We start from the raw sequence: 23,434 nt of genomic DNA, 5'->3' as shown, positions 1-23,434 counted from the left end.
CTGCCCATGGGTAGATCGCACGGTTTCGCGTCTACTACTACTAACTATGGCGCCCTGTTAAGACTCGCTTTCGCTACGGCTCCGGTCCTGAAGACCTTAACCTTGCTAGTAAAAGTAACTCGTAGGCTCATTATGCAAAAGGCACGCCGTCACAGTGCAAGCACTGCTCCGACCGCTTGTAAGCGTATGGTTTCAGGATCTTTTTCACTCCGTTATTCACGGTTCTTTTCACCTTTCCCTCACGGTACTGGTTCACTATCGGTCTCTCAGGAGTATTTAGTCTTGGCGGATGGTCCCGCCGGTTTCATACAAGGTTTCACGTGCCCCGCACTACTCAGGATACCACTACATATACAATCTTTACCTATACCGGACTATCACCGTCTATGGTTCCTCTTTCCAAAGGATTCTAGTTCATTATGCACACGATATTGTGGTCCTACAACCCCGATTTTGCCGAAACAAAATCGGTTTGGACTAATCCAGTTTCGCTCGCCGCTACTCCCGGAATCACTTTTGTTTTCTCCTCCTCCGGCTACTTAGATGTTTCAGTTCACCGGGTTTGCTTCCTTGCGGATGACATATCTTCAATATGCCGGGTTGCCCCATTCGGATATCTACGGATCATATCGTGTGTGCCGATCCCCGTAGCTTTTCGCAGCTTATCACGTCCTTCATCGCCTCTGAGAGCCTAGGCATTCCCCATACGCCCTTTTCCAGCTTGTCGCCAGACCTTTTATATTCTAATTCGTACTTCTTACTTAAAAAATTCGTGTTTCTTTTTTCAAAGTATATACCTAAGTATATACCCTGTCCCAATATGTCAATGAACGTTTTTCAGAACTAATTCTGAATTGTGGAGAATATCGGAGTCGAACCGATGACCTCCTGCGTGCAAGGCAGGCGCTCTAGCCAGCTGAGCTAATCCCCCAATTACTAGTAGTTAGCAATTAGTAGTTAGTAGTTAGTACTCTAACCACTACTCAACTTCTAGAATTTCCAATACTTTTATTCTCAATGAACGTTTTTCAAACCCAAAACCCAATCTCTTGAACTTACAATTTGAAAATTGTAGTCCCGGGCAGACTCGAACTGCCGACCTCTACATTATCAGTGTAGCGCTCTAACCAGCTGAGCTACGGGACTGTCCCGGATGCACCATAAGCACACCGTTCCTTTATATTATGATTATAGAGACTACAAAAAATAAAACTTAAATAAATCGAAAAAAACAGGACTGTTAGACTTTCAAAAGTCAAATCTATGTCCACCGGATGGTGAACAATGCTCTAGAAAGGAGGTGTTCCAGCCGCACCTTCCGGTACGGCTACCTTGTTACGACTTAGCCCTAGTTACCGATCTTGCCCTAGGCCGCTCCTTACGGCGACGGACTTCAGGCACTCCCAGCTTCCATGGCTTGACGGGCGGTGTGTACAAGGCCCGGGAACGTATTCACCGGATCATGGCTGATATCCGATTACTAGCGATTCCAGCTTCACGGGGTCGAGTTGCAGACCCCGATCCGAACTGTGACCGGTTTTGTGGATCCGCTCTGCGTTACCGCATGGCTTCCCGCTGTACCGGCCATTGTAGCACGTGTGTGGCCCAGGACGTAAGGGCCGTGATGATTTGACGTCGTCCCCACCTTCCTCACGGTTTGCACCGGCAGTCCCGTTAGAGTCCCCATCATTACATGCTGGCAACTAACGGCAGGGGTTGCGCTCGTTATAGGACTTAACCTGACACCTCACGGCACGAGCTGACGACAACCATGCAGCACCTTGCAAATTGCCCGAAGGAAAATCTATCTCTAGACCTGTCAAAATGCATTTAAGCCCTGGTAAGGTTCCTCGCGTATCATCGAATTAAACCACATGCTCCACCGCTTGTGCGGGCCCCCGTCAATTCCTTTGAGTTTCATTCTTGCGAACGTACTCCCCAGGTGGGATACTTATCACTTTCGCTTGGCCGCCCAGAACTCAAGGTTCCGGACAGCTAGTATCCATCGTTTACGGCGTGGACTACCAGGGTATCTAATCCTGTTCGCTACCCACGCTTTCGTCCATCAGCGTCAATGAATGGTTAGTCACCTGCCTTCGCAATCGGTGTTCTATGTAATATCTATGCATTTCACCGCTACACTACATATTCCGGCAACTTCACCATTATTCAAGACCATCAGTATCAAGGGCAGTTCCACGGTTGAGCCGTAGTATTTCACCCCTGACTTAATGGCCCGCCTACGGACCCTTTAAACCCAATAATTCCGGATAACGCTCGGACCCTCCGTATTACCGCGGCTGCTGGCACGGAGTTAGCCGGTCCTTATTCTTACAGTACCGTCAGCTATCTACACGTAGATAGGTTTCTTCCTGTATAAAAGCGGTTTACGACCCATAGGGCCTTCTTCCCGCACGCGGCATGGCTGGATCAGGCTCTCGCCCATTGTCCAATATTCCTCACTGCTGCCTCCCGTAGGAGTCTGGTCCGTGTCTCAGTACCAGTGTGGGGGATCCCCCTCTCAGGGCCCCTACCCATCGTAGCCATGGTAAGCCGTTACCTTACCATCTAGCTAATGGGACGCATAGTCATCCTTTACCGTAACCTTTAATATTCTAATGATGCCATAAAAATATACTATGAGGTATTAATCCAAATTTCTCTGGGCTATCCCTCAGTAAAGGGTAGATTCTATACGCGTTGCGCACCCGTGCGCCGGTCGCCGGCAAGTAGCAAGCTACTCCCGCTGCCCCTCGACTTGCATGTGTTAGGCCTGCCGCTAGCGTTCATCCTGAGCCAGGATCAAACTCTTCATTGTCGATTCTTAAATATGTTAAAGCTTCAACCTTTGAATAATTCTCCCAGCCCTGTTTCTCGATCTAATTCTTAACTTCTCTAAAATAAATTTTAGAGCTGCTGTTTATCTTTTTAACTCAACTTTATATCGAAATATAAAACTTAAGTTGTCTCTACAATATGTGAATGAACTTTTATATTTTGCTCCGAAACCTTTGCCTCAAAGCGGGTGCAAATATAAAACTGTTTTTTGATCTGACAAACTATATTTTGAAAAAAATTAATCCTCCTTTTCTAATACAATTCAACAAGACTTTTATGAACGTTTACTTTGACCTTTCCACCAAATTCAATACCTAAATATCTCGCTAGCGGGGCGCAAATGTAACACTGTTTTTTAGTTATCAAACAACTATTTGAAATTTATTTTTCAAATAAATTTCAACCCCTTACATTACAGCCTGTTACACATCGATAAAAATTGAAAAAAAATTACGCGATGTATCCACACTCTTTTAAATCCCCATTCCACCCATCAATCTACCGAACATAAGAACTAGAGAATTATTAGCTAAACATAATTAAATTACATGTAGTTTTATTTAAATACACATAAGCAACAGAATAATATCCTTAATTATTTTTCTAAAAAATGATTATTGGAAGACAAAAAAAGCTAATAGGGACAAAATATTTACGAAAAGAAATTCCAAACCAGCCCAAAACGAATTACAAAATCTCGATATGGATAGTTCGGTGCAGCATAAAAATTATTAGTCTTTCCAAAGCTCGAATTAAAATGTTCCGCTTTTAAGTAAATTCTGGTTTGCTGTACTCGTGCATTTATAAAAAAATCGAGCATAGGAAAATTACCCAACTCCTCATCGTTCTGAATATAAAATTCCCCGAGAACGGCATTATAAGAATCCATATTATATGCTGTAAAATATTTTAGGGTTACACCTGTTTGTATATACATTGCTTTTTTAAATACATCTGAAGAGAAATAAAGCGTATTTCTTGTTACCACCTGCGGCAGATTTAAAACTTGATTCGCTTGAGAAACATTCTGATACATTACAGTGTTGTTTAAAGCGAAAGCTCCCAATCTAAATTCTTTATTATACTTAACCTTTGTATAATTAATTACATTACTCTCTTGAAACGGCTTTATAGCAGATTGCTCAAAGTCATCTTGTATTTCATTTTGATCAACACCGAAATACGAATAATTATCAATTGTGGAATAATCTAATGAAAGGTTACCCCAGAACTTTGATTCTAAATCAAACTGAATACCGTTGACCTTTTCATTTTCAAAAACATCAGTATTCTGCCAATTGTAATTTGAATACTCACTCTGATACAATAAAAAATTAAAATCAGGCATTCTTGCAGAAGTATGAACAGTAGCTTTTACATTATTGTTTTCATTTAATTGATATTGTGCAGTAGCCTTCATCATGTTATTTGTTAACTGACCTGAAAGCGTATACTTTACATCTGCATTTAATTTAAAACCTCCTATTTGATTTCTATACTTAGCACCCAAAATGACTTCTTCTCCTTTTAATTGACTATCAATTATTTGGTCTTCAGTAATCAACTTACTATTAAAATAATAGTTATAATTATATAAGGATAAGTTTCCCTCCAAAACACCAAGGGTTGCGTTACTGAATTTCATATTAAATTCATTGTTCATTGTTTTTAGTCTAGCTCTATCGCTAATAACACCTAGAAATGCGGAGCCATAATATGCATTTTCTGCACCATCGTCGAATTGATAATAACGGGTTTCATAATTAAAACCATGACCAATAGCTAATGAAGTCTTCTCTGTTCTGCTCGAATCTTTCGTTTTTCGTAGCAGCTTATACTGATGGTCGATATAATATCTCTTGCCTAATATCTTGTTGCTAACATCTGCAAACAAGACATCGATTCGTTTTCGATCGGAAAATTCGGTATTACCAGATTCAAATTGCTCAACCTTACTATTAATACCACCATTTTCTTCCCCTTCTATATCTTGTGCAACTATGTGCCCTCTTATATTGTAACGTCTATTTTTGGTTTCATAATTAATAGTGGTTCTAAAATTACCAGACTCAGCCTGATTATATTGATACTTACCTAGCGAACGAAACCCTTTATATGCTATTGAAAAATTCAATCGTCTTGATGTATTGAAGGTTAACATGGCATCCAACAGTTGACCTTGCTCAAGTGTTGTTTTAAAAAACAAATCTGTAACCGGAGTAGGCACATTATAATAGTCAATATCTTCAGTTTCAAAATAATTGTAATGCTTCGCTTTTGCTCCAATCTTAGGAAACATATTATTCCGTTCAAAATCTACTCCTAATTTATTATAAGGTTGACCAATATTTGCGAATGGCATTAACTCAAAATTGTCTTTTCTCAGATAATTGTATTTGTATTCTTTCTGAATGGTTAATGAAGTATCAAGAAAGGTAGTATCGCGAGCATGCGAAATAATCTTATAATCTTTAATTGAGATTTCTATTTCTTCTTTTTCTTTAGACTCCCCTGGAGAACGTCTTATTTTATTTTCTGCTTGTGTAGAATCCTTTTCTTTCCTAGGCGCACGAGGACCTTCTTGCGCAAATAGAGAAACTCCGAAAAAAAAGGGAATTAAGAATAAGAAATATCTCATTAATATAAATGAATCCTCATTTGGAGGAAATTAGACTCGACCTGCTCTTCTAGCAGATTTTTATAAGACAGCACAAATACATTCTATCTATAAATTTTGAAATGCTATCTCTGGAACAAAGTTAATTTTTTTGATGTTAATGCGGTGTGAAAGTTTTACTAACTAATTTCATACAATTGTATCTCGAGTCAATTCTCTATTTTAGTAACGCTAATTTTAGTCAATCTAAACGAATTCTGTTTTGTTTCAAACTTATTTTGCGACTTGATGCATAAACCTATAATTTAGACATTCTAAGAATTTGAAGTCAAATCATATTTAAAGACATCAAATCTTTAATCAAAATAGAATAAGCATATGAAATATATTGTCTGTAAAGAACCTGGTACATTTTTAATGGAAGAAAAAGAAGCTCCATCACGTAAGTCTGGAGAAGCTTTACTTAAAATCACTAAAGTTGGTATTTGCGGAACTGATCTTCATGCCTTTCAAGGTAATCAGTCCTTTTTTACGTACCCTAGAATATTAGGTCACGAATTAGCGGCCGAAATTCTAGAAATTGATGCGAACGAACAAAACCTAAAAGTTGGTGACCATGTTATCATCATGCCTTATTTAAGTTGTGGAAATTGTGTTGCCTGTAGAAACGGCAAAACAAATTGCTGTACCGATATTGCAGTTTTAGGAGTTCATACCGATGGAGGTATGCAAGAGATGGTTAGTTTACCAACAGACATTTTAATACCTGCTGGGACTTTAACGGACAAAGAAATTGCAATAGTTGAGCCGTTAGCAATTGGCGCTCATAGTTTAAGAAGGGCAGATATTAAAAAAGGGGAGTCTGTTTTGGTTATTGGATGCGGCCCTATAGGATTTGGCATAATTAAACTCGCACAAGTAGCAGGGGCAAATGTAATTGCTATGGATGTAAATGATCAGCGCTTAAATTTCGCCAAAGAGGCATTTGGTGTTGAGCATTTGGTTAATGCTATTGACAATCCGTTGGAGAACTTATTAGCTTGCAACAACAATGAACTTCCTACGGTTGTAATTGATGCTACTGGCAACAAAAAAGCTTTGGAGTCTGGAGTTAACTATATGGCGCATGGAGGTAAATATGTTCTCGTTGGTCATCATAAAGGTGATTTAACTTTTAACCATCCTTTTATACATAGTAGAGAGACTACACTAATGTGCAGCAGAAATGCTACTATTGAAGATATGCTGAAAGTAAAAGAAGTATTAGAAAGTGGTGTTTTCCCTACTGATGCATACGTTACACATGAAGTTTCGTTTGAAGAAATGATTGAAAATTTCGATTCGTGGTTGAAACCTGAAACCGGAGTTGTAAAAGCGATGCTTAGTTTATAATATAATAAGGTATACCTTTCACCCAATTTTCTTTATACGCTTTCATTATTTATTAATTTAGAACTACTATTTTATGGCTCTTGTTGCTTATAAAAAACTCGTTGATGTTTTTGAAAAAATTCTTTCTGATACCGGATTCTCAAAATCTGAATCTGAATTATGCGCAAAGATATTTGCAGATTCAACCGCAGACGGATATCACTCTCACGGAATTAATCGCTTTCCTGTTTTTATTAAAACAATTACGGATGGCTATGTTCAACTAGGAGTAAAACCAGAACGAGAATTAGCACTTGGTAGTTTTGAAAGATGGAATGGCAAATTAGGGGCTGGCCCTTTAAATGCAGATTTCTGTATTAAGCGCGCTATTGAATTAGCTAAAGAATCTGGAATGGGTTGTGTTGCGCTACAAAATGGAAGTCATTGGATGCGCGGTGGAACGTATGGTTGGCAAGCTGCAGAAGCCGGTTGTATTGCCCTATGTTTTACAAACACCTCACCCAACATGCCTACATGGGGTGCAAAAGAAGCAAACACTGGTAACAATCCACTAATTGTAGCTGTACCAAAAGAAGAAGGTCACATAGTTCTTGATATGTCTTTATCTCAATTCTCTTATGGAAAAATGGAAAATTTAGCCATGAATGGCAAAGACCTTCCTTTTCCTGGAGGATATACTTCTGAAGGTGAACTTTCTACGGATCCACAAGCGATTTTAGATTCTAAAAGATTATTACCAACCGGATATTGGAAAGGGTCTGGACTTTCAATCTTAGTTGACCTGCTTGTAACCTTATTATCATCTGGAAAGTCTACTGCTAAAATTGGTGAGATGGAAGCTGAATACGGACTTTCACAAGTCTTTATTTGTTTCGATGCTAAACAAATGAATAGTGACAATAAGCATAAAGAATTGGTTGATGAGATTATTAATCATGTCACTAATGCAATGCCTGAAAAGGAAGGCGGTACTATTGAGTATCCAGGTAGCCAAACCAGGAAAAGAAGAGCGCAACACATGAAAGATGGAATTGTTGTAAATGATGAAGTTTGGAATAAGTTATTAGCTAGAATTTAACTTCAGAAGGTTATCAACCGAGAATGCTAAAAAGATATTTTAAATATTTTGATGAAGTAGGCACAGATGAGGCTGGTCGTGGCTGTCTTGCAGGTCCGGTTACTGCTGCCGCTATAAAACTTCCGCGTGGATTTAAAAACGAAATTCTTAACGACTCCAAACAACTATCAGAAAACAAACGAAATCTATTAAGACCTTTATTGGAGGATTTAGCAATTGAATATGGAGTAGCACATATTTACCCCACAGAAATAGACGAAATCAATATCTTAAATGCATCCATTTTGGCAATGCATAAGTCTATAGCGCAGTTCAAAACGGAAACTAAATTCATTATTGTTGACGGTAATAGATTTAAACCTTATAAAGAAGTTCCTCACCAGTGTATTATTAAAGGCGATGCTAAATACTTAAATATTGCTGCCGCCTCAGTTTTAGCAAAAACGTATCGTGATGCTTACATGGAAAAAATTCATTTGGAATACCCAATGTATAATTGGAAAAAAAACAAGGGATACCCGACAAAAGAACATCGAGAAGCCATTAGAAAATTTGGCATTACAAAATATCATCGAAAAAGCTTTCGAATGTTACCAGAACAGCTAGAACTCAAAATAAACCAATAAGCCCCTGTATTCTTACATGTAGGAAAAAGTACTTTTTTACCATTCACACATATTCTACTACCATCTAGACAATTTTCAAGTCCAATAAATACAAGTTTTTATTATTAAAAGACTTCATCTTTTAGTTTTGATGTTAACCTTTTACAGGTTTTGTCATTAATTCATATAACTAGTTAAGCTTCTATGAGCTTAACATTAAACTATAGATTGACTAAACCCCGATTAAAATGAAAAAACGAAAACACTTATTTAAACAATTATTATTAATTACTGGCCTTCTTTTAGTATGCCAAACTAGTGAAGCTCAATTTTTAAAAAAATTAGGCAAAGCCGCTGAAAGAGCAGCCGAGAGAACAGTTGAACGCAGAGTAGAACAAGAAACGTCAGAAAAAACAGACCAAGCGTTAGATAGTATTTTTGAATCTGGAGAAGGTAATGGAAATCAAAAGCAACCATTACCAAAGAAACAAGAAACATCTAAACAAACTGATGATTCTGTATCAAATAAACAAAACGAGTCTAACCCATCGATTAATCAAAAAGACGATACTCCTCAAACCATAAAAGTTTATAGTAAGTTCGACTTTGTACCTGGTGATACTCCGATTTTTGTAGATGATTTTTCTAATGATTTCATAGGGGACTTCCCGGCACAATGGAACACAAATGGAAGTGGAGAATTAGTAACGCTTGATGAGTACCCTAACAAATGGCTTAAAATTCTTCCTGGTTATAATACCGCATATATTCCGGATGCGACAAATTTACCTGAAGAATTCACACTAGAATTTGATGTAATTGCTACAGGCTTAGATAACAAAACCTCATCACAATCGTATCTCGGCATCGTAGTAAGCGACAATAACACCTTTAAAAAAGGAGCAAATTTTGGAATAGTGGAATACTCTTTTTGTCAATTTATTGGACGAGGTGTAGTCGTTGAAAACAACATTGCTTCAAAAAGGGTTATCCGAAATGAAGTAAGTGCAGATATTCGAAACATCATAAATAAAAAACACCATATCTCTGTAGCCGTAAATAAAGAACGATTTAGATTATGGATAAACGAAAATAAATTTATTGATGTTCCAAGACTGCTTCCTACGAATACACAAATGCAGGGTATTAAATTCAAGCTTCGCGGTACGGATACCGAAAAAGAATCCATATTTATTGGAAATATCAAGATTGCAAAAGGAGGCGTGGACTTGCGGAGAAAACTACTTGCTGATGGAAAAATATCAACAAATGGTATTTTATTCGATAGTGGGTCAGCTACTATTCAACCGCAATCTATGGGAATAATTCGTCAGATTTATCAAGTACTACAACAAGATAACTCACTTAATCTAAAAATTGTAGGTCATACAGATGCCGATGGTGATGACAGCAAGAATATGCAATTATCTAAAAAAAGAGCCGATGCAGTAAAAAATGCTTTAGTTTCCGTTTATAATGTATCTTCCGAAAGATTATCAACCGATGGAAAAGGTGAAACAGAACCGGTAGGGGACAATTCTTCCGCAGATGGAAAGGCGCAAAACCGACGCGTAGAATTTATTAAACTTTAAAAAACACAAAACCATGAAAAATATCTCATTAACAATAATTCTATCCCTTTTATTTATTGGCGTAACATTCGCTCAAGACAGTTGTAGTAAATTTTATCCATTAAAAGAAGGCAGCACTTTCGAATACACAAATTCAGATAAAAAAGGAAAAGTTGAAGGAACAATAAACTATCTCATTTCAGATGTTCAGTCAGATGGTGCTGCTTCAGTAGCAACTTTCAATCTCAAATTTCACGACAAAAAAGGCAAACAAGCTTTTGAAACTGACTACACTTTTAGCTGTGAAAATGGCATAGTAAAAGTAGATTATCAATCATTATTCCCTTCACAAATGATGAAACAGTATACAGAAATGGGCCTAGAAATGGATATTTCGGGAACTGACATTGAGTTACCAAATGACTTAAATGTAGGGCAAGAATTACCAGATGCTAACGTTACCGTAGCAATGAGCATGTCTGGTATTAATATGAGCGTATCTGTAGACCAAACCAATCGAAAAGTTGAGAAAAAAGAAAGTGTCACAACAACTGCGGGTACTTTTGATTGTTATGTTCTAACGGAAAATTCCACTTCAAAAGTGATGGGAGCCAATATAGAAATGCAAACAAAGACTTGGTTAGCAGAAGGAGTAGGAATGATTAAGAGTGAAACATATAAGAAAAACGGAAATTTAGAAAGCAAATCAGAATTGACTAAGTACAGTAAATAGATGAATTAGGCCTTTCGTTTTTTCACGAATATAATGATAGCTACAACTATAAGTAGAGACAGTATCACCCATTTTAAATTACCTGTCAAGAAACTCGTATTTCGAATGGGTGAATTATCACCAATAACAATTAGCGCACCCCAATAGGCAGGTGAAATATTTGTGACCCTATATTTATTAATATACTCCACTTTGGCATTTCGAAGCGCAGCTGATTTCGTTAAACCTTTATCTAATTCTTTATAAAAGGCAGTCATAATATCTTTACTAGCCTTGTCATTTGTTGTCCATAGTGATGAGACTACACTTTTGGCTCCAGAGTGAAAAAAACCTCTTGCCAAACTCATTACGCCCTCACCTTTTTTAAGTTCACCTAACGACGTATTACATGCACTTAAAACTACCATATCTGCCTGGTTTTTATTTGCATAAATCTCATTTAGATATAATTTTTCATCATTTAGTGCTATCCAGTGGTTCTGTTTCTCACTAATATCAGCATGAGTAGAAAGATGAATAATCCGATAATCATTTAAATTATCAAGCAACCGCTGTTTTGTGGCCGCTTCTCGTAAGAAAGATTGCCCTTCAAATATTTTTTGCACTTCCGTAACTTCTTCGCCGCTAAATGCCAAATCCGGAAGAAGCAAAGCTGCAAAACTAACAGGTGCTATGCCTAACAGTTCCTTTTCTGGATGAATAGCAATTTCATTTTTAGCTTGTAAATAAGACATGGAATATGCGTATCGAATATCTGAATCTTCTATCAAATAATGACTTGTGTCCACATTAGTTACTAAAGTTTCGAAAGGAAGCTGTTGTAAAATATAATCACTAACAATAGTTAACTTTTTACCTTTAATTTTTTCATAAACAGTATCAGGAATCAACTCCTTAAAAACAAAATTAGAATTTGTATTAAATTCTTTTATTTTTTCACGACTAGACTTTAAATCTGTTAATTGCCCATACAACTCTATTATTCTCTCATTTATCACTTCGATATTTTCTAACTCATAAAAAACAGTTTCTGCATTAGTTGTCAATAACCCAAAACCTTGTTCGTCATTTAAAATGTATTGTAAAACAACCTCATCTTCAGAAATAAAAGCATTCTTAAAAGTCTGATGTGATAGTATTTCTACATTCTTCTTCAGGTTAGCGTAATTCGGAAAATTTGTTGCCAATGAATCTGAAAATTGTTCGAACCGTCTTTTACTTTTATAAACTTCATCCTTCAGTTCAGATACCTTGTTCGCGGTCAATTCGCTATTCTGTAAATCGTTTTCAGCCAGAAAAATAGCGCGCTTTAATTCAAATTCTCGTTTGGCAATAGAATCTGGCAGGCTTGCAATTTCTTTTGCTTGTTCGTTAGTCACGTTTTCCAATAATAGTAGTGCCTTATTTCGTTCCATAAAGTAGTATGCTCGCTCAGGCTTTTTAAGTAGAAAACAAGCTTCAACTGCTTTCATATATAACGAAGATCCTTTTTCACGCCAAAAAAGTTTCGATTGTTGTTCGGTACTCAATGCCCGAATGATATCTACTAATTGATCCGCTAGATCAAATGTCTCCAAAGCATGTTCAAGATGGTTTTTATTACCATCATATTCATGGTATTGTAGCCAACCATTTGCTTTGGTCACGATATGGTTTAAAAGTGAAACTTTATTTGCTGAGAGTTCCAATTCTTCTGTTGTAAGCAAGTTGTCATAAACAACCTCCTTATTTCTGTCACTTGCCCAGACCAATGCTTTTTGATAAAAATAAAGCCCCTCTTCAAATTTGTTTTGTGCAATGTGCCAATCGCCAAGATTTTCATAAGGGTCACTGTAGGTCGAATCTAGTTCAATTGCTTTATCTAGATATTTTTTTGCGAGGTTATATTTTTCTAATTTCAATTGAGAGAATGCGATGCTATTAACAACACGAGCTAAGTCATATGAAGATAATTCCATAGAATCAACAAGAATTTTAGAATGATATTGAATAGCTACCTCATATTTTCCAATACTTAGAAGTCGATTACCTTCTATTTGATTAATTTGCTCTTTAAAACCATAATTATCATTTTGAGTAAGTGTTAATATAGAATCAGCTTTATTTAGATAAGTACGTATTTCGGATGAATTTTCTTCAAGTCCCATTTCAGCATAGGTCACTGCTAGTCCAAAATAAGAATCAAATAATTCGTTTAAATTTTCATTATCGTTCTCATAAAACGATTTTACTTCATTGAAACTTTTTAGTGCTTTGTGAAAATCTCCAATAAAACTATAACTTTTACCTAATTCTCTATTGGCATTTTGAGTCCGTCTGTCTTCATAACCAATATCCAATATACTTATATAAGCCTCAATAGATTCAAATATATTATCATTTATAGAATAAAAACGCCCCAGATTGTACAATGTTTTCTTTAAGGAATCATGGTCTAAATTATCTAACTCTTTTTTAAGAGTTGCAGCTTTCTGCGTTACCATAATGGCATCTTGAATATCGTTCTTCCGATAAAGAGACCTCCAATTTTTAAAGTACCATTTACTACCTAAATCGTGGTAGCAGTCTGCCAAAATACTTTTTGATAGACTTTTTTGATGTACTAATAAAAACGAATCTATCTTCTTTTGTATCACTTCAATTTCAGCATCCGAATTTATAATGCTCAATAATTCATCATGTTGTCCGTAACAAAAAGTAGATATCAATAAAAAAGGTAAGAATAAGTTCTTCATATGTTAAATATAATAAACGTAAAAAGCCCATGCAATTTGCACGGGCTTAATACTTTGTATGAAAAAATCAATTTACCTCAATGGCTTTACTGTCTTTTATTTTACCATCTAAACCAGATTCAGTTTTTGTAACATTACCATCATTTAAAATTTCGTTCTTCAGTTCTACTCCCTCTGGACCTCGCATGATATAATAATTACCAGCAAAACCACTAATATATGCTGCACCGTAAGAGGTCCCCGTTAACATAGCTTGTACAACTTCATTCGAAGCATTAACAAGCTCTACCCCATAGCCTCCAAAAGGAACAGCTACGTCAATACTTTTATTACCGAAATTTGATTCTGATGACACCTCTATGGTTCCACTAGTATCATCATAGCCACCAACTGCAAAAATATTGTCCGCAGAATTACCCGAAATAAAATGTCCCATTGCTCCTGCATCATTATCTTCCCCTTTATTCCCGGCAGAGGCTACTACTAGCACACCCTTATTCTTCAGATTATCCAGAATTTGATTCAAAACAACGTGCTTTTCAATGTCTTCTTGTAACATAGCTCCACCGAAACTAGCATTTACAATATTAATATCACCACCTTTATCTTGTATGTCACGTACATAACCTAATGCACAGATTACATTAAATAACGAGCCTTCGCCACTACCATTGAAAACCTTTAGCGGTAAAATATTATAGCCGACCCCCGCGTCTTCCAAAACGGACATCGCTAACTTGGTAACATAAGTACCATGCCCATGCTGATCCAAAACATTATCCGTTCCTTCAGTAAAATTCCATCCTGAAAAAGTGCCAAAACAAACTGAATTTGGCACCCCGTATAACAAATCAGTTCCAAAATCATAGTTCAAATAATCTAGACCTGTATCAATCACCGCAATGTTAACTTCATTAGCCATTGGTGTAAAATTCACTATTACTTCCTGATTATTAGGATCAAAGTCGTTAGGACCAGCAAAATTTCCTAATACTCTTGGTAGCACGATATCAAAATCTTGATCACCTTCTACATCTTTATCTCCCGAATTATCTTTTAACCTACTTACGGCTCTTTCAATTTCAAGCACATCTGTATCTATGGTCCAACGTTCAATATTGGTATCGCCACAATTACAGCTTTCTGTTACAATTACTGAAAAATCATCACGAATTTCTTGTCTTTGATTAGGATTTAAACCAGAATCAAAACTAATAACTAATTTATTGGGAGACATAATGATATTTGGACCTTGGTCTTCTAATCCTTCATCAACAACAACTCTAATAATATCATCATCGTCATGACCGTGACCATGTCCATGATGTTTCCAAAAATCTTTAGTACAACTTTGTAGACAAATAGCCCCAATTGCAAGTACTACTAATACACTCTTTCTCATAATTTAATTTTTAGGTTGACTTATTTCAACAAACTTAAAATGACATATTTATTCAGCACAAAATAGCATGACCAAAGGCATTATAGCACTACTATGTAGGCCACTATTTTGCAGTTCGATATATAGTTAATTTTAAGAATGCTACTACTTAATGGGAGAATCTTTGTGGGGTTAACAAGTAGTGCATCGAAATATAAGAAATCTTAAGAAACTAGTGGTTTAGAAATCATTATTTTTCATTATTTGAAGGTATAATCTTTCAAAAGAGACAGAAAATTAAATTTAAAAGTGTATATATTGCAAAAAGACTTCTTAAAAAGAAGCCTTTTAAATACCGAAGTAACTTAAAATCATTACTTTAATAATTATTCAATAAAGTAAAAACACTTTTAGATTATTCTAATTCTTGAATTAACTCAAGAGCCTTATCTTTTTGAAAATCATACTTAGAAGTGAGTGCTTTTAAACTATTCACAGCACTTTCTTTATCTTTTTCTTTGATAGCAATTAAAGCTGAATACCAAAGTGCCTCAGGCGTATATTCCGAATTTGATGAAATTAAATTATTAAAATAAATTCTGCTTTCCTGTAAATCACCTAGTCCTAAATAGGACAGACCTATATATAAGGTCAAATATTCTTCGCGATTATCAGAAGGAATTTTATTAAACTCATCAATAGCTTTTTGATAATTTCCAGATTCATAAGCCACAAAAGCATCTCGCTCAATAGATTCTATTGTTTCCCCTCTGGTTATCGCAAAAACTGTATTCGGGTATTCTTGATAGTTCTCATCGAACATCGAATTATAATTAGGACCAGAAAAGTTGTTATATCCTAACCAACCAAGTGTTACGACTAAAGCTATTGAAGCCGCCATAGCCCATTTTCGATAATTGGGCTTTAGTGTCCGTACTGGCACTTCTTTTACGCGCTCATTTTCAAAATCTACTAGTTTCGATTTTAAATCGTTAGATTCTTTTTCACGTATAACAATTTGCAAATCTTTTTCAAAATCGAATTGTTGCTTGAATTCCGAATCAGTTGACAACAGTTCATTGAATTGTTGTTCTTGTTCGGGGGTCAAGTTTTTTGCGAAATAATCTAAAAGCAACTGTTCTTTATCCATCATTTACCTATTTTCTGTAATTCTTTCTTTTAAGGTTTTCATACAACGAGACTTTTGACTTTTTACGACATTCTCGCTATTGTATCCGCCAGTTTCCATAATCTCTTGTATGGTAAAACCACGGTAGTAAAACAGGGTTAATAATTCTTGACATTTCTTTCCGAGCGTACTAAAGTATTTTTTCAATAGCTGCTGCTCTGTAGTTAGACCTGGCTGCTCCATTTCAAAAGTACTTACCAACTCGTCGGACTCTCCAACTCTAGATAAATCAAAATTACTGCCCACTGTTTTTTTATTCTTTCTCATTTGATCAAAAATCAAATATTTACCAACTCCGAATAGATAAGTAGAAATACTACTAGTAAGGGTTTCTAACTTTCCACTCATTACATTATCATAAAAAATGACGTATGCATCTTGATAAACATCTATGTTCTCTTCCTCTGTTAAATTATAACGTCTGGCAAAATTTAAAAACTTGTCTCGGTTCTCTTCATATACTTTCTTAAGTACTGCATCTGAACCTTTTCTTAAGTCTTCAAGTGTTATCGCTGCTATTTCATTTTCCATTTAATGTGTTTCAATTGAGAAGGTTAACAATGGACGAAGCTAATTTAACATTTTTTGTTGGCGCTGAACTTCTTAATATGTGATAATTGCAACGAACATCGACTCTTGTAGTGTTTTTACTACAATATTTTTTTGAAAAAATCATACGCCATGTTAACCCTATAGTATATGCTTACATAAAAAAGCGAATTAAAAATATACTACAATGGAAAATTATGAAAAACTAGAAGTTTTAAAACACTTACTTTTTGCCGCCCTAGGAGCAATAATATTACTGTTGCTAATTGTATTGACTTCATAAAAACCCATCGAAAACTAAATTATTTAACTATGAAAACTATCATCACATTATTACTAGTTAGCTTTTTAGGTGCATTTACAGCTTGCAATGCACAAACGACTAACTCCATTTCTAAATCAGACACGTTAAAACAAATGAATTTGCTCGATGAACAAACCAAAATGTATGGTGATGTTTTTAAACTCGCTGGATTGAGCGATAGTGAAAACCCGACTGGAGGTGCCGATAATTATCTTGAAATGATAGAAAATATGGAAGTATCCGAAGAACTAAAAGAACAAATTCGAGAAATGTATGACCTTTACGCTACTAGTTTAGATGCTACCAAAAAAGAAGAACTAAAAATAAAGGTCTCTAAAATGTTGGATAAAGGGGTTGTGGATGCTCAAAGCGAGTAATAGAACACTTTAAATTTTAATAACCTCGGCACTAAGTCGAGGTTTTTTTATACCTAAATGTTAACCTATAAATTTTAAGCTCATTAAAGCGCTATAATCTTTAAAAATAAAATAAGATGAAAACAAAAATGAAATTTATGATGAGTCTTTTATTAGTTATTTCAATTGCAATTACCTCTTGCTCCAAAGATGGAGATGTGGGTCCTGCAGGACCCGCTGGAGTAGCAGGAACAAATGGTATTGACGGAGTAGATGGAACAGACGGAGTTGACGGCACCCATGGTGTAGACGGAGCTGATGGTGAAGATGGTAATGCAAATGTAATAGCATCTGCTTGGGTTGAAATTGATTTTGGAACTGAATGGGAATCTTCCCTATTTACAGGCCAATATGCTTCAGATGAAATTCTTGATGATCGTATTACACAGGAAGTTCATGATAGTTATGTAATGTTAGCCTATTTAAAGAATACAACTGGTACAACAGCTAGTATGTTACCAGTTGATTACACCTTTTTAAATGATGTTACTATTGATGGTTATTTTTATGTTGGATCTATAACTGTACAAGCCACCAAAAATAGCGAAGCAGGATCGGATGCACCACCAACACAAAAAAGCGTGCGTTATGTACTAATTGAACCTTCTAGCTTGTCCGCTAAACAAGCTTCACTAGATTATTCTAGTATGACATATGAAGAAGTAATGGATCATTTTGGTCTTGAATACTAAAATTATATTTTTAAATTTAAAAACCTCGGCTCACACCGAGGTTTTTTGATTTATTATATCAGCCTCAAAAAGTACTTGAAAATGATTGAGCAATTTTTGCTTCACCTCATTAACATCAACATTTTTCTGTCCTAACTCTATATTTAAAGAAGTAACTGCTTTGTCTTTTATTCCACAGGGAATCATCAAATCAAAATAACCCAAATTCGTATTTACATTCAATGCAAAACCATGCATAGTCACCCATCTGCTAGCTCTAACTCCCATGGCACAAATTTTTCGTGCAAATGGAGTACCAACATCTAACCAAACTCCAGTTTCACCTTTTGACCGTTCTGCTTTTAATCCGTATTCGGCTAAGGTCAGAATTACCATTTCTTCCAAAAGCCGTAAAAACTTATGTATATCTGTGAAAAAGTTATCCAAATCCAAAATCGGATAGCCTACTATTTGACCGGGACCATGATATGTAATATCACCTCCTCTATTTATTTTATAAAACTTTGCCTGTTTTTCTTCTAGTTGTTGTTCATCAACTAAAAGATTACTCATGTCACCACTTTTACCTAAAGTATATACATGCGGATGTTCTACAAATAAAAAATGATTGGGTGTTTTGTGATGTGAAGTTTCGCGGCGGTTTTTAATTTTAAGGTCAACTGTTTTTTGAAAAAGAGATTCTTGAAAGTCCCAAGTTTCCTTGTAGTCTTTCAAACCTAAATCTTGTATGTGCACCTGCTTATTCATCTAAGCAAAGATACAGTGATCAATTCGGATTATTTAATATGATTAATGCTGCTATCACACCGGGAATCCAACCGCAGAATGTCAACAACAATACAATTAAAAAAGAACCGCAACCTTTACCTATTACAGATAAGGGCGGAAATATTATAGCTAATAGTACTCTAAAAAAACTCATTTCAATTTGATTTTATTCTCAATTTTCATCGAGACTGATTGATTGATGTATTTATAGGTCGCTAGAATAACCAATTTGTTACAAATTCGCTTATTTTAGGGGCTCAAACTTACTTCATGAAATTGAAATTATTCTTATTATTCTTGACTTTTACCACCGTCATAAGCGCGCAATATAATTTTAGTGGCCAGGTAGATGAGAATATTGAAGGCAAAATAGTATATCTTTCTGTTATTGAAGATTATCGAAAATTATCCCGTATTTCATTCGATCAAATCATAAAAAAAACTTCTATTGATTCCCTCGGACACTTCTCATTTGCTGGAAATAACCTACCAGATTCCAATAGAATTTATCGTATTCATCTTGATGAATGTGATGCGCCTGAACAAAATCCGAATCACTTTTTTGGAAAATGCGAAAACAGTAAAAGTGTACTTTTTATCGCCAACAATAACGACACTGTAAGTTTCCCAACAAGTTTTGGAGACCAAGTATTATGCGAAATTACTTCTACCAATAAAAAATCGTCAGTATTTCTTGAAATCGACATCTTGAAAGAAGAAATGGCTTTCGATTTTAATGACTTTCATAGTACTGCAAATAAAAAGCTAAATTCTAAAAAATGGTTTTCCAATTTTCAATCTTTTGGCCAAACCCTCAATGAGCCCCTAGCTGAACTCTATATCTTCGATTTCCTTTCTGACAAAAGAAATGAAACCTACTCCTATTATATAAAAGATGTAGTTGACAACTCTTATTATTCCCAATTATCGGAACGTCTGCAGGAAAAATATCCCAATGAAATATTTACCCAATTGTACGAATCTGAAATTGCTTCAGACAAAATACTAACTACTGGAAACAAAACTCAATATGCCAATTGGAAATGGGTATTAGGAATTCTTCTCGGACTTTCGATTTCCTTAAATATCTTTTTAATCTGGCAACGAAAATACGCTACACAAAAAGCAAAGAATAACGCTCTAGACAAACTTACATCACAAGAACAAAAAATCGTTGATGAAATTTTAAATGATAAAACCAATAAAGAAATAGCTGCAGAGTTATTTATCAGTCTCAGCACTGTAAAAACACATATTAATAATCTCTACAAAAAACTTAATGTTACTTCGCGAGAAGAAATTAAACAACTTCTGAGCTAGTAATATTTCCGTTACTTTACAAAATTCAACCGGGGTACTAGAACCGAAATCCATCCTACAATTCCATTTTTCAAGACACATTTTCAACAACTTTCGGCAATAATTTAAAACCGAAATTTATGAAAACTAGTATCTTGACTATGCTGTCACTTTTTATTCTTAACACTACTCTAGCCCAGAAAATCAATCAAGAAGTTTTAGTAGAAAATCAACAACCATTTTTAATTGGTCCAATAAATATTGAAGCCTTTAATTCTAATTCTTATAAAACTTGGTATAGAAATAATTTCGACAATTACAAAGAAGATGTCGAAACCATAGACCCCATATCTAAAGAATTATCGGAGCACAAAATACTTTTATTTATGGGTACTTGGTGTGGTGATAGTAAACGTGAAGTACCTCGATTTATAAAAATCCTTGAATCGGCTAATTTCCCATTGGAGAACCTAAAAATAGTCGCAGTAGATAAAAGAAAAGAATTCTATAAAAAAAGTCCGACAGGTGAAGAATGGGCCTTAAGTATAAAACGCGTGCCCACTTTTATTTTTTATAAAGATGGCAAAGAAACGAACAGAATTATCGAAAGTCCAATTGAAACTTTGGAAAGCGATATTAATAAAATTGTAACCCAGAAACCGTACACTCCCAATTATCCTAAATCACTCCATTTTGATTGATTTGTTAGATATTTGATTCAAAAAATCATTTTTTTAAAGGTTTTTAGCTATTTTACCTCATAATGAACCTCTTAAAAAAAACTTCGTAAATAGCAGTATGATACGATTAAACATACATATTGGAATACTTTATCTACTGCTATTTAGCTTTTTGAATTTAGGCTGCAGCAAAAAAGTCTTGCCTTCCCAAGTAAATAATAAAATAGAGCCTATTAACACTGGGGCACAAATAAAAACCATTAATTATTTAGCATTGGGAGACAGCTATACTATAGGTACGAGTGTAGCACCTGAATCAAACTACCCTGCTCAACTTGCTTCGGAATTAAGCAACAATTTAAATGTTTCCGTAAATCATAAAATTATTGCGACGGCAGGCTGGCGAACAGATGAACTATTAAACGCTCTTGACACAAATACCATAGCTTCTTCTTATGATTTAGTTACTTTATTAATTGGTGTAAATAATCAATATCAAGGTTTGTCTTTTGCCAAATACGAAAAGGAATTTACAGAACTCTTTGAGCGTTCATTAAAATTAGCCAACAACAATAAAGATCGGTTAGTAATCATATCCATTCCAGATTGGGGATTTACCCCTTTTGGTCAAGGTTTTGATCGGGATAAAATTTCAAAAGAAATTGACCAATATAATTCTTTTGCGGAACAAATAGCTGACAAAAACGGTGTCAGTTTTATTGATATTACAGATATTACCCGTAGAGGATTAGAAGAAAAAGAGCTTGTCGCATCAGATGATTTACATCCGTCAGCGGCGGCTTATAAAAAATTCGTAGACCGCATGCTACCAATAATTGTCTCTCAATTGAAAAATTAGCGCATAGTACCTATATTTGCAGGCTTAATAAACCACGCATGCAATTATCAGAACAGGAGCTTATTCGTAGAGAGAAATTAACGAAATTGAGAGAAATGGGCATAGACCCATATCCAGCAGCATTATACCCCGTTGATGCTACCTCAGAAAATATTAAACAAAATTATTCTGAAGGGAGAAAAGTAGTTATTTCTGGCAGACTAATGTCTCGTAGAATACAAGGCAAAGCCTCTTTCGCAGAATTGCAAGATAGTGAAGGACGTATTCAGGTTTACTTCAATCGAGATGAAATTTGCCCTGGTGAGGATAAAGTACTCTATAACGATGTTTATAAGAAATTGCTCGACATCGGTGATATAATCGGAATTGAAGGCGAACTTTTCACAACACAGGTTGGTGAAAAAACAGTGATGGTGAAAAATTTTACGATCTTATGTAAAACGCTTCGTCCGCTTCCGCTTCCTAAAAAGGATGCTGAAGGAAATGTTTTTGATGAGTTTAATGATCCGGAAATGCGCTATCGTCAACGTTATGTTGATTTAGTAGTTAATCCGCATGTAAAAGAAACATTTATAAAGCGAACCAAGATTACCAATAGTATTCGACAGTTTTATAATGACAAAGGCTATTTAGAAGTAGAAACACCAATATTACAACCGATACCTGGTGGTGCTGCAGCAAGACCTTTTTTAACGCACCACAATGCATTGAATATTCCTTTATACTTACGAATTGCTAACGAACTTTATTTAAAAAGATTGATTGTTGGTGGTTTCGATGGTGTTTATGAGTTCTCTAAAGATTTTAGAAATGAAGGCATGGACCGCACGCACAATCCTGAATTTACTGTAATGGAACTCTATGTTGCATACAAGGATTATAATTGGATGATGGATACCACCGAACAATTGCTTGAAAAAATAGCTATTGATTCTAATGGCACATCTAAAGTTACTGTGGGTGAAAACGAAATTGAATTTAAAGCGCCTTATGCACGTGTTCCGATTTTAGAAGCTATTAAAATTCATACGGGTTTTGATGTTGCAGAAATGGATGAAGTTCAACTTCGTGATACGGCTCGCAAATTAGGACTTGAAGTAGATGACACTATGGGTGTTGGAAAACTTATTGATGAAATATTCGGTGAGAAATGTGAGCACTTTTATGTGCAACCTACTTTTATTACGGACTATCCGAAAGAAATGAGTCCGTTAACAAAAGAGCATAGAGACAACCCTGCCCTTACTGAACGTTTTGAATTAATGGTTAACGGTAAAGAATTAGCGAACTGCTATTCTGAGTTAAATGACCCAATTGATCAACGTGAGCGTTTTGAAGAACAATTACGTTTGTCTGAAAAAGGGGATGACGAGGCTATGTTCATTGATCAAGATTTTATCCGAGCTTTAGAATATGGTATGCCTCCAACATCCGGAATCGGAATTGGTATAGATAGACTTGTAATGTTGATGACGAATAATTCTTCGATTCAAGAAGTATTATTCTTCCCGCAAATGAGACCAGAAAAAAAAGCTGTTGAATTAACAGATGAAGAAAAAGCAATTATTGCTATTTTGAAACCTGAAGGCACTATGGAATTGGGTGCTCTTAAAGCTAAAACGGGACTTAGTGGCAAAAAATGGGATAAATCAATAAAAGGACTTGCCAAAAACAATGTTGCCAAGGTTAATAAAACAGATGAAGGTCTTTTTGTAGCTCTAGTTTAGA

General features: G+C 35.4%; 18 protein-coding genes, 2 tRNA genes and 2 rRNA genes (1 of these 22 only partly in view). 11 read left to right on the top strand and 11 right to left on the bottom strand.

Going from position 1 to position 23,434, the window contains the following annotated elements; translation table 11 throughout:
• From UH7x_RS10205 to UH7x_RS10185, 5 genes are all read right to left on the bottom strand, one after another.
• A 23S ribosomal RNA gene (locus UH7x_RS10205) occupies positions 1 to 728 on the bottom strand (it extends 2,105 nt beyond the left edge of the window).
• Positions 729 to 857: 129 nt separating this feature from the next.
• Positions 858 to 931 (bottom strand) — tRNA-Ala (locus tag UH7x_RS10200).
• A gap of 141 nt (positions 932 to 1,072) precedes the next feature.
• Positions 1,073 to 1,146: transfer RNA gene (locus UH7x_RS10195), tRNA-Ile, on the bottom strand.
• 147 nt (positions 1,147 to 1,293) lie between these two features.
• A 16S ribosomal RNA gene (locus UH7x_RS10190) occupies positions 1,294 to 2,818 on the bottom strand.
• Together the 16S and 23S rRNA genes with 2 tRNA genes alongside form the textbook arrangement of a ribosomal RNA operon.
• 672 nt (positions 2,819 to 3,490) lie before the next feature.
• Positions 3,491 to 5,476, bottom strand: a complete 1,986-nt coding sequence (locus UH7x_RS10185) for a putative porin (protein ID WP_482359831.1) — start codon at positions 5,474 to 5,476, stop codon at positions 3,491 to 3,493.
• 357 nt (positions 5,477 to 5,833) lie between these two features.
• Between UH7x_RS10185 and UH7x_RS10180 the strand changes: the two genes are divergently transcribed.
• The 5 genes from UH7x_RS10180 (at position 5,834) to UH7x_RS10160 (ending at position 10,834) form a co-directional block, all read left to right on the top strand.
• Complete coding sequence (locus UH7x_RS10180) at positions 5,834 to 6,847, top strand: zinc-binding alcohol dehydrogenase family protein (RefSeq protein ID WP_482359830.1); 1,014 nt, start codon at positions 5,834 to 5,836, stop codon at positions 6,845 to 6,847.
• Positions 6,848 to 6,920: 73 nt separating this feature from the next.
• Entirely contained in the window at positions 6,921 to 7,925 is a 1,005-nt protein-coding gene (gene yiaK, locus UH7x_RS10175; RefSeq protein ID WP_482359829.1) for a 3-dehydro-L-gulonate 2-dehydrogenase, read from the top strand.
• A gap of 23 nt (positions 7,926 to 7,948) precedes the next feature.
• A complete protein-coding gene (locus UH7x_RS10170; protein WP_482359828.1) occupies positions 7,949 to 8,551 on the top strand; it encodes a ribonuclease HII in 603 nt (200 codons plus the stop codon).
• 227 nt (positions 8,552 to 8,778) lie between these two features.
• Positions 8,779 to 10,122: an OmpA family protein gene (locus UH7x_RS10165; protein ID WP_482359827.1), complete on the top strand. Its 1,344-nt coding sequence runs from the start codon at positions 8,779 to 8,781 to the stop codon at positions 10,120 to 10,122.
• A gap of 13 nt (positions 10,123 to 10,135) precedes the next feature.
• A complete protein-coding gene (locus UH7x_RS10160; RefSeq protein ID WP_482359826.1) occupies positions 10,136 to 10,834 on the top strand; it encodes a TapB family protein in 699 nt (232 codons plus the stop codon).
• Positions 10,835 to 10,839: 5 nt separating this feature from the next.
• Here the strand turns inward: UH7x_RS10160 and UH7x_RS10155 are convergent, their stop codons facing one another.
• From UH7x_RS10155 to UH7x_RS10140, 4 genes are all read right to left on the bottom strand, one after another.
• On the bottom strand, positions 10,840 to 13,569 hold the full coding sequence (locus UH7x_RS10155; RefSeq protein WP_482359825.1) for a CHAT domain-containing protein: 2,730 nt from the start codon (positions 13,567 to 13,569) through the stop codon (positions 10,840 to 10,842).
• Positions 13,570 to 13,636: 67 nt separating this feature from the next.
• A complete protein-coding gene (locus UH7x_RS10150) occupies positions 13,637 to 14,971 on the bottom strand; it encodes a S8 family peptidase (protein WP_482359824.1) in 1,335 nt (444 codons plus the stop codon).
• 394 nt (positions 14,972 to 15,365) lie between these two features.
• Positions 15,366 to 16,103, bottom strand: coding sequence for a tetratricopeptide repeat protein (locus UH7x_RS10145; protein ID WP_482359823.1), 738 nt, complete (start codon positions 16,101 to 16,103; stop codon positions 15,366 to 15,368).
• The gene (locus tag UH7x_RS10140) at positions 16,104 to 16,670 is read right to left on the bottom strand and encodes an RNA polymerase sigma factor (RefSeq protein ID WP_482359822.1); all 567 of its coding nucleotides are present in this window, start codon (positions 16,668 to 16,670) and stop codon (positions 16,104 to 16,106) included. It lies immediately after the preceding gene.
• A 330-nt stretch (positions 16,671 to 17,000) separates the two neighbouring features.
• Between UH7x_RS10140 and UH7x_RS10135 the strand changes: the two genes are divergently transcribed.
• Both UH7x_RS10135 and UH7x_RS10130 read left to right on the top strand, forming a co-directional pair.
• Positions 17,001 to 17,369: a hypothetical protein gene (locus tag UH7x_RS10135; protein ID WP_482359821.1), complete on the top strand. Its 369-nt coding sequence runs from the start codon at positions 17,001 to 17,003 to the stop codon at positions 17,367 to 17,369.
• A 116-nt stretch (positions 17,370 to 17,485) separates the two neighbouring features.
• Positions 17,486 to 18,100: a hypothetical protein gene (locus UH7x_RS10130; protein ID WP_482359820.1), complete on the top strand. Its 615-nt coding sequence runs from the start codon at positions 17,486 to 17,488 to the stop codon at positions 18,098 to 18,100.
• Positions 18,101 to 18,130: 30 nt separating this feature from the next.
• Here the strand turns inward: UH7x_RS10130 and lipB are convergent, their stop codons facing one another.
• Together lipB and UH7x_RS10120 are read right to left on the bottom strand one after the other, a co-directional pair.
• Positions 18,131 to 18,847 (bottom strand): lipoyl(octanoyl) transferase LipB, encoded by a 717-nt coding sequence (gene lipB / locus UH7x_RS10125; protein WP_482359819.1) that lies wholly within the window; start codon positions 18,845 to 18,847, stop codon positions 18,131 to 18,133.
• A 19-nt stretch (positions 18,848 to 18,866) separates the two neighbouring features.
• Positions 18,867 to 19,022: a YqaE/Pmp3 family membrane protein gene (locus UH7x_RS10120; protein WP_153755708.1), complete on the bottom strand. Its 156-nt coding sequence runs from the start codon at positions 19,020 to 19,022 to the stop codon at positions 18,867 to 18,869.
• Positions 19,023 to 19,138: 116 nt separating this feature from the next.
• On the opposite strand from UH7x_RS10120, the gene UH7x_RS10115 reads away from it, so the two are divergent.
• From UH7x_RS10115 to lysS, 4 genes are all read left to right on the top strand, one after another.
• Positions 19,139 to 20,188, top strand: a complete 1,050-nt coding sequence (locus UH7x_RS10115) for a response regulator transcription factor (protein ID WP_482359818.1) — start codon at positions 19,139 to 19,141, stop codon at positions 20,186 to 20,188.
• A gap of 119 nt (positions 20,189 to 20,307) precedes the next feature.
• Complete coding sequence (locus tag UH7x_RS10110) at positions 20,308 to 20,868, top strand: thioredoxin family protein (RefSeq protein WP_482359817.1); 561 nt, start codon at positions 20,308 to 20,310, stop codon at positions 20,866 to 20,868.
• A gap of 97 nt (positions 20,869 to 20,965) precedes the next feature.
• A complete protein-coding gene (locus UH7x_RS10105; RefSeq protein WP_482359816.1) occupies positions 20,966 to 21,706 on the top strand; it encodes an SGNH/GDSL hydrolase family protein in 741 nt (246 codons plus the stop codon).
• Between the two features lie 38 nt (positions 21,707 to 21,744).
• Positions 21,745 to 23,433 (top strand): lysine--tRNA ligase, encoded by a 1,689-nt coding sequence (lysS, locus tag UH7x_RS10100; RefSeq protein ID WP_482359815.1) that lies wholly within the window; start codon positions 21,745 to 21,747, stop codon positions 23,431 to 23,433.
• Position 23,434: the final 1 nt, after the last annotated feature.

It is taken from the genome of Aurantibacter sp. UH7 (assembly GCF_056839165.1).
This window is presented reverse-complemented; position numbering and strand designations above follow the sequence as displayed.

Coding starts and splice junctions, on each gene's coding strand:
- UH7x_RS10185 (WP_482359831.1), bottom strand. CDS start 5,476: ATGAGATATTTCTTATTCTTAATTCCCTTTTTTTTCGGAGTTTCTCTA.
- UH7x_RS10180 (WP_482359830.1), top strand. CDS start 5,834: ATGAAATATATTGTCTGTAAAGAACCTGGTACATTTTTAATGGAAGAA.
- yiaK (WP_482359829.1), top strand. CDS start 6,921: ATGGCTCTTGTTGCTTATAAAAAACTCGTTGATGTTTTTGAAAAAATT.
- UH7x_RS10170 (WP_482359828.1), top strand. CDS start 7,949: ATGCTAAAAAGATATTTTAAATATTTTGATGAAGTAGGCACAGATGAG.
- UH7x_RS10165 (WP_482359827.1), top strand. CDS start 8,779: ATGAAAAAACGAAAACACTTATTTAAACAATTATTATTAATTACTGGC.
- UH7x_RS10160 (WP_482359826.1), top strand. CDS start 10,136: ATGAAAAATATCTCATTAACAATAATTCTATCCCTTTTATTTATTGGC.
- UH7x_RS10155 (WP_482359825.1), bottom strand. CDS start 13,569: ATGAAGAACTTATTCTTACCTTTTTTATTGATATCTACTTTTTGTTAC.
- UH7x_RS10150 (WP_482359824.1), bottom strand. CDS start 14,971: ATGAGAAAGAGTGTATTAGTAGTACTTGCAATTGGGGCTATTTGTCTA.
- UH7x_RS10145 (WP_482359823.1), bottom strand. CDS start 16,103: ATGATGGATAAAGAACAGTTGCTTTTAGATTATTTCGCAAAAAACTTG.
- UH7x_RS10140 (WP_482359822.1), bottom strand. CDS start 16,670: ATGGAAAATGAAATAGCAGCGATAACACTTGAAGACTTAAGAAAAGGT.
- UH7x_RS10135 (WP_482359821.1), top strand. CDS start 17,001: ATGAAAACTATCATCACATTATTACTAGTTAGCTTTTTAGGTGCATTT.
- UH7x_RS10130 (WP_482359820.1), top strand. CDS start 17,486: ATGAAAACAAAAATGAAATTTATGATGAGTCTTTTATTAGTTATTTCA.
- lipB (WP_482359819.1), bottom strand. CDS start 18,847: ATGAATAAGCAGGTGCACATACAAGATTTAGGTTTGAAAGACTACAAG.
- UH7x_RS10120 (WP_153755708.1), bottom strand. CDS start 19,022: ATGAGTTTTTTTAGAGTACTATTAGCTATAATATTTCCGCCCTTATCT.
- UH7x_RS10115 (WP_482359818.1), top strand. CDS start 19,139: ATGAAATTGAAATTATTCTTATTATTCTTGACTTTTACCACCGTCATA.
- UH7x_RS10110 (WP_482359817.1), top strand. CDS start 20,308: ATGAAAACTAGTATCTTGACTATGCTGTCACTTTTTATTCTTAACACT.
- UH7x_RS10105 (WP_482359816.1), top strand. CDS start 20,966: ATGATACGATTAAACATACATATTGGAATACTTTATCTACTGCTATTT.
- lysS (WP_482359815.1), top strand. CDS start 21,745: ATGCAATTATCAGAACAGGAGCTTATTCGTAGAGAGAAATTAACGAAA.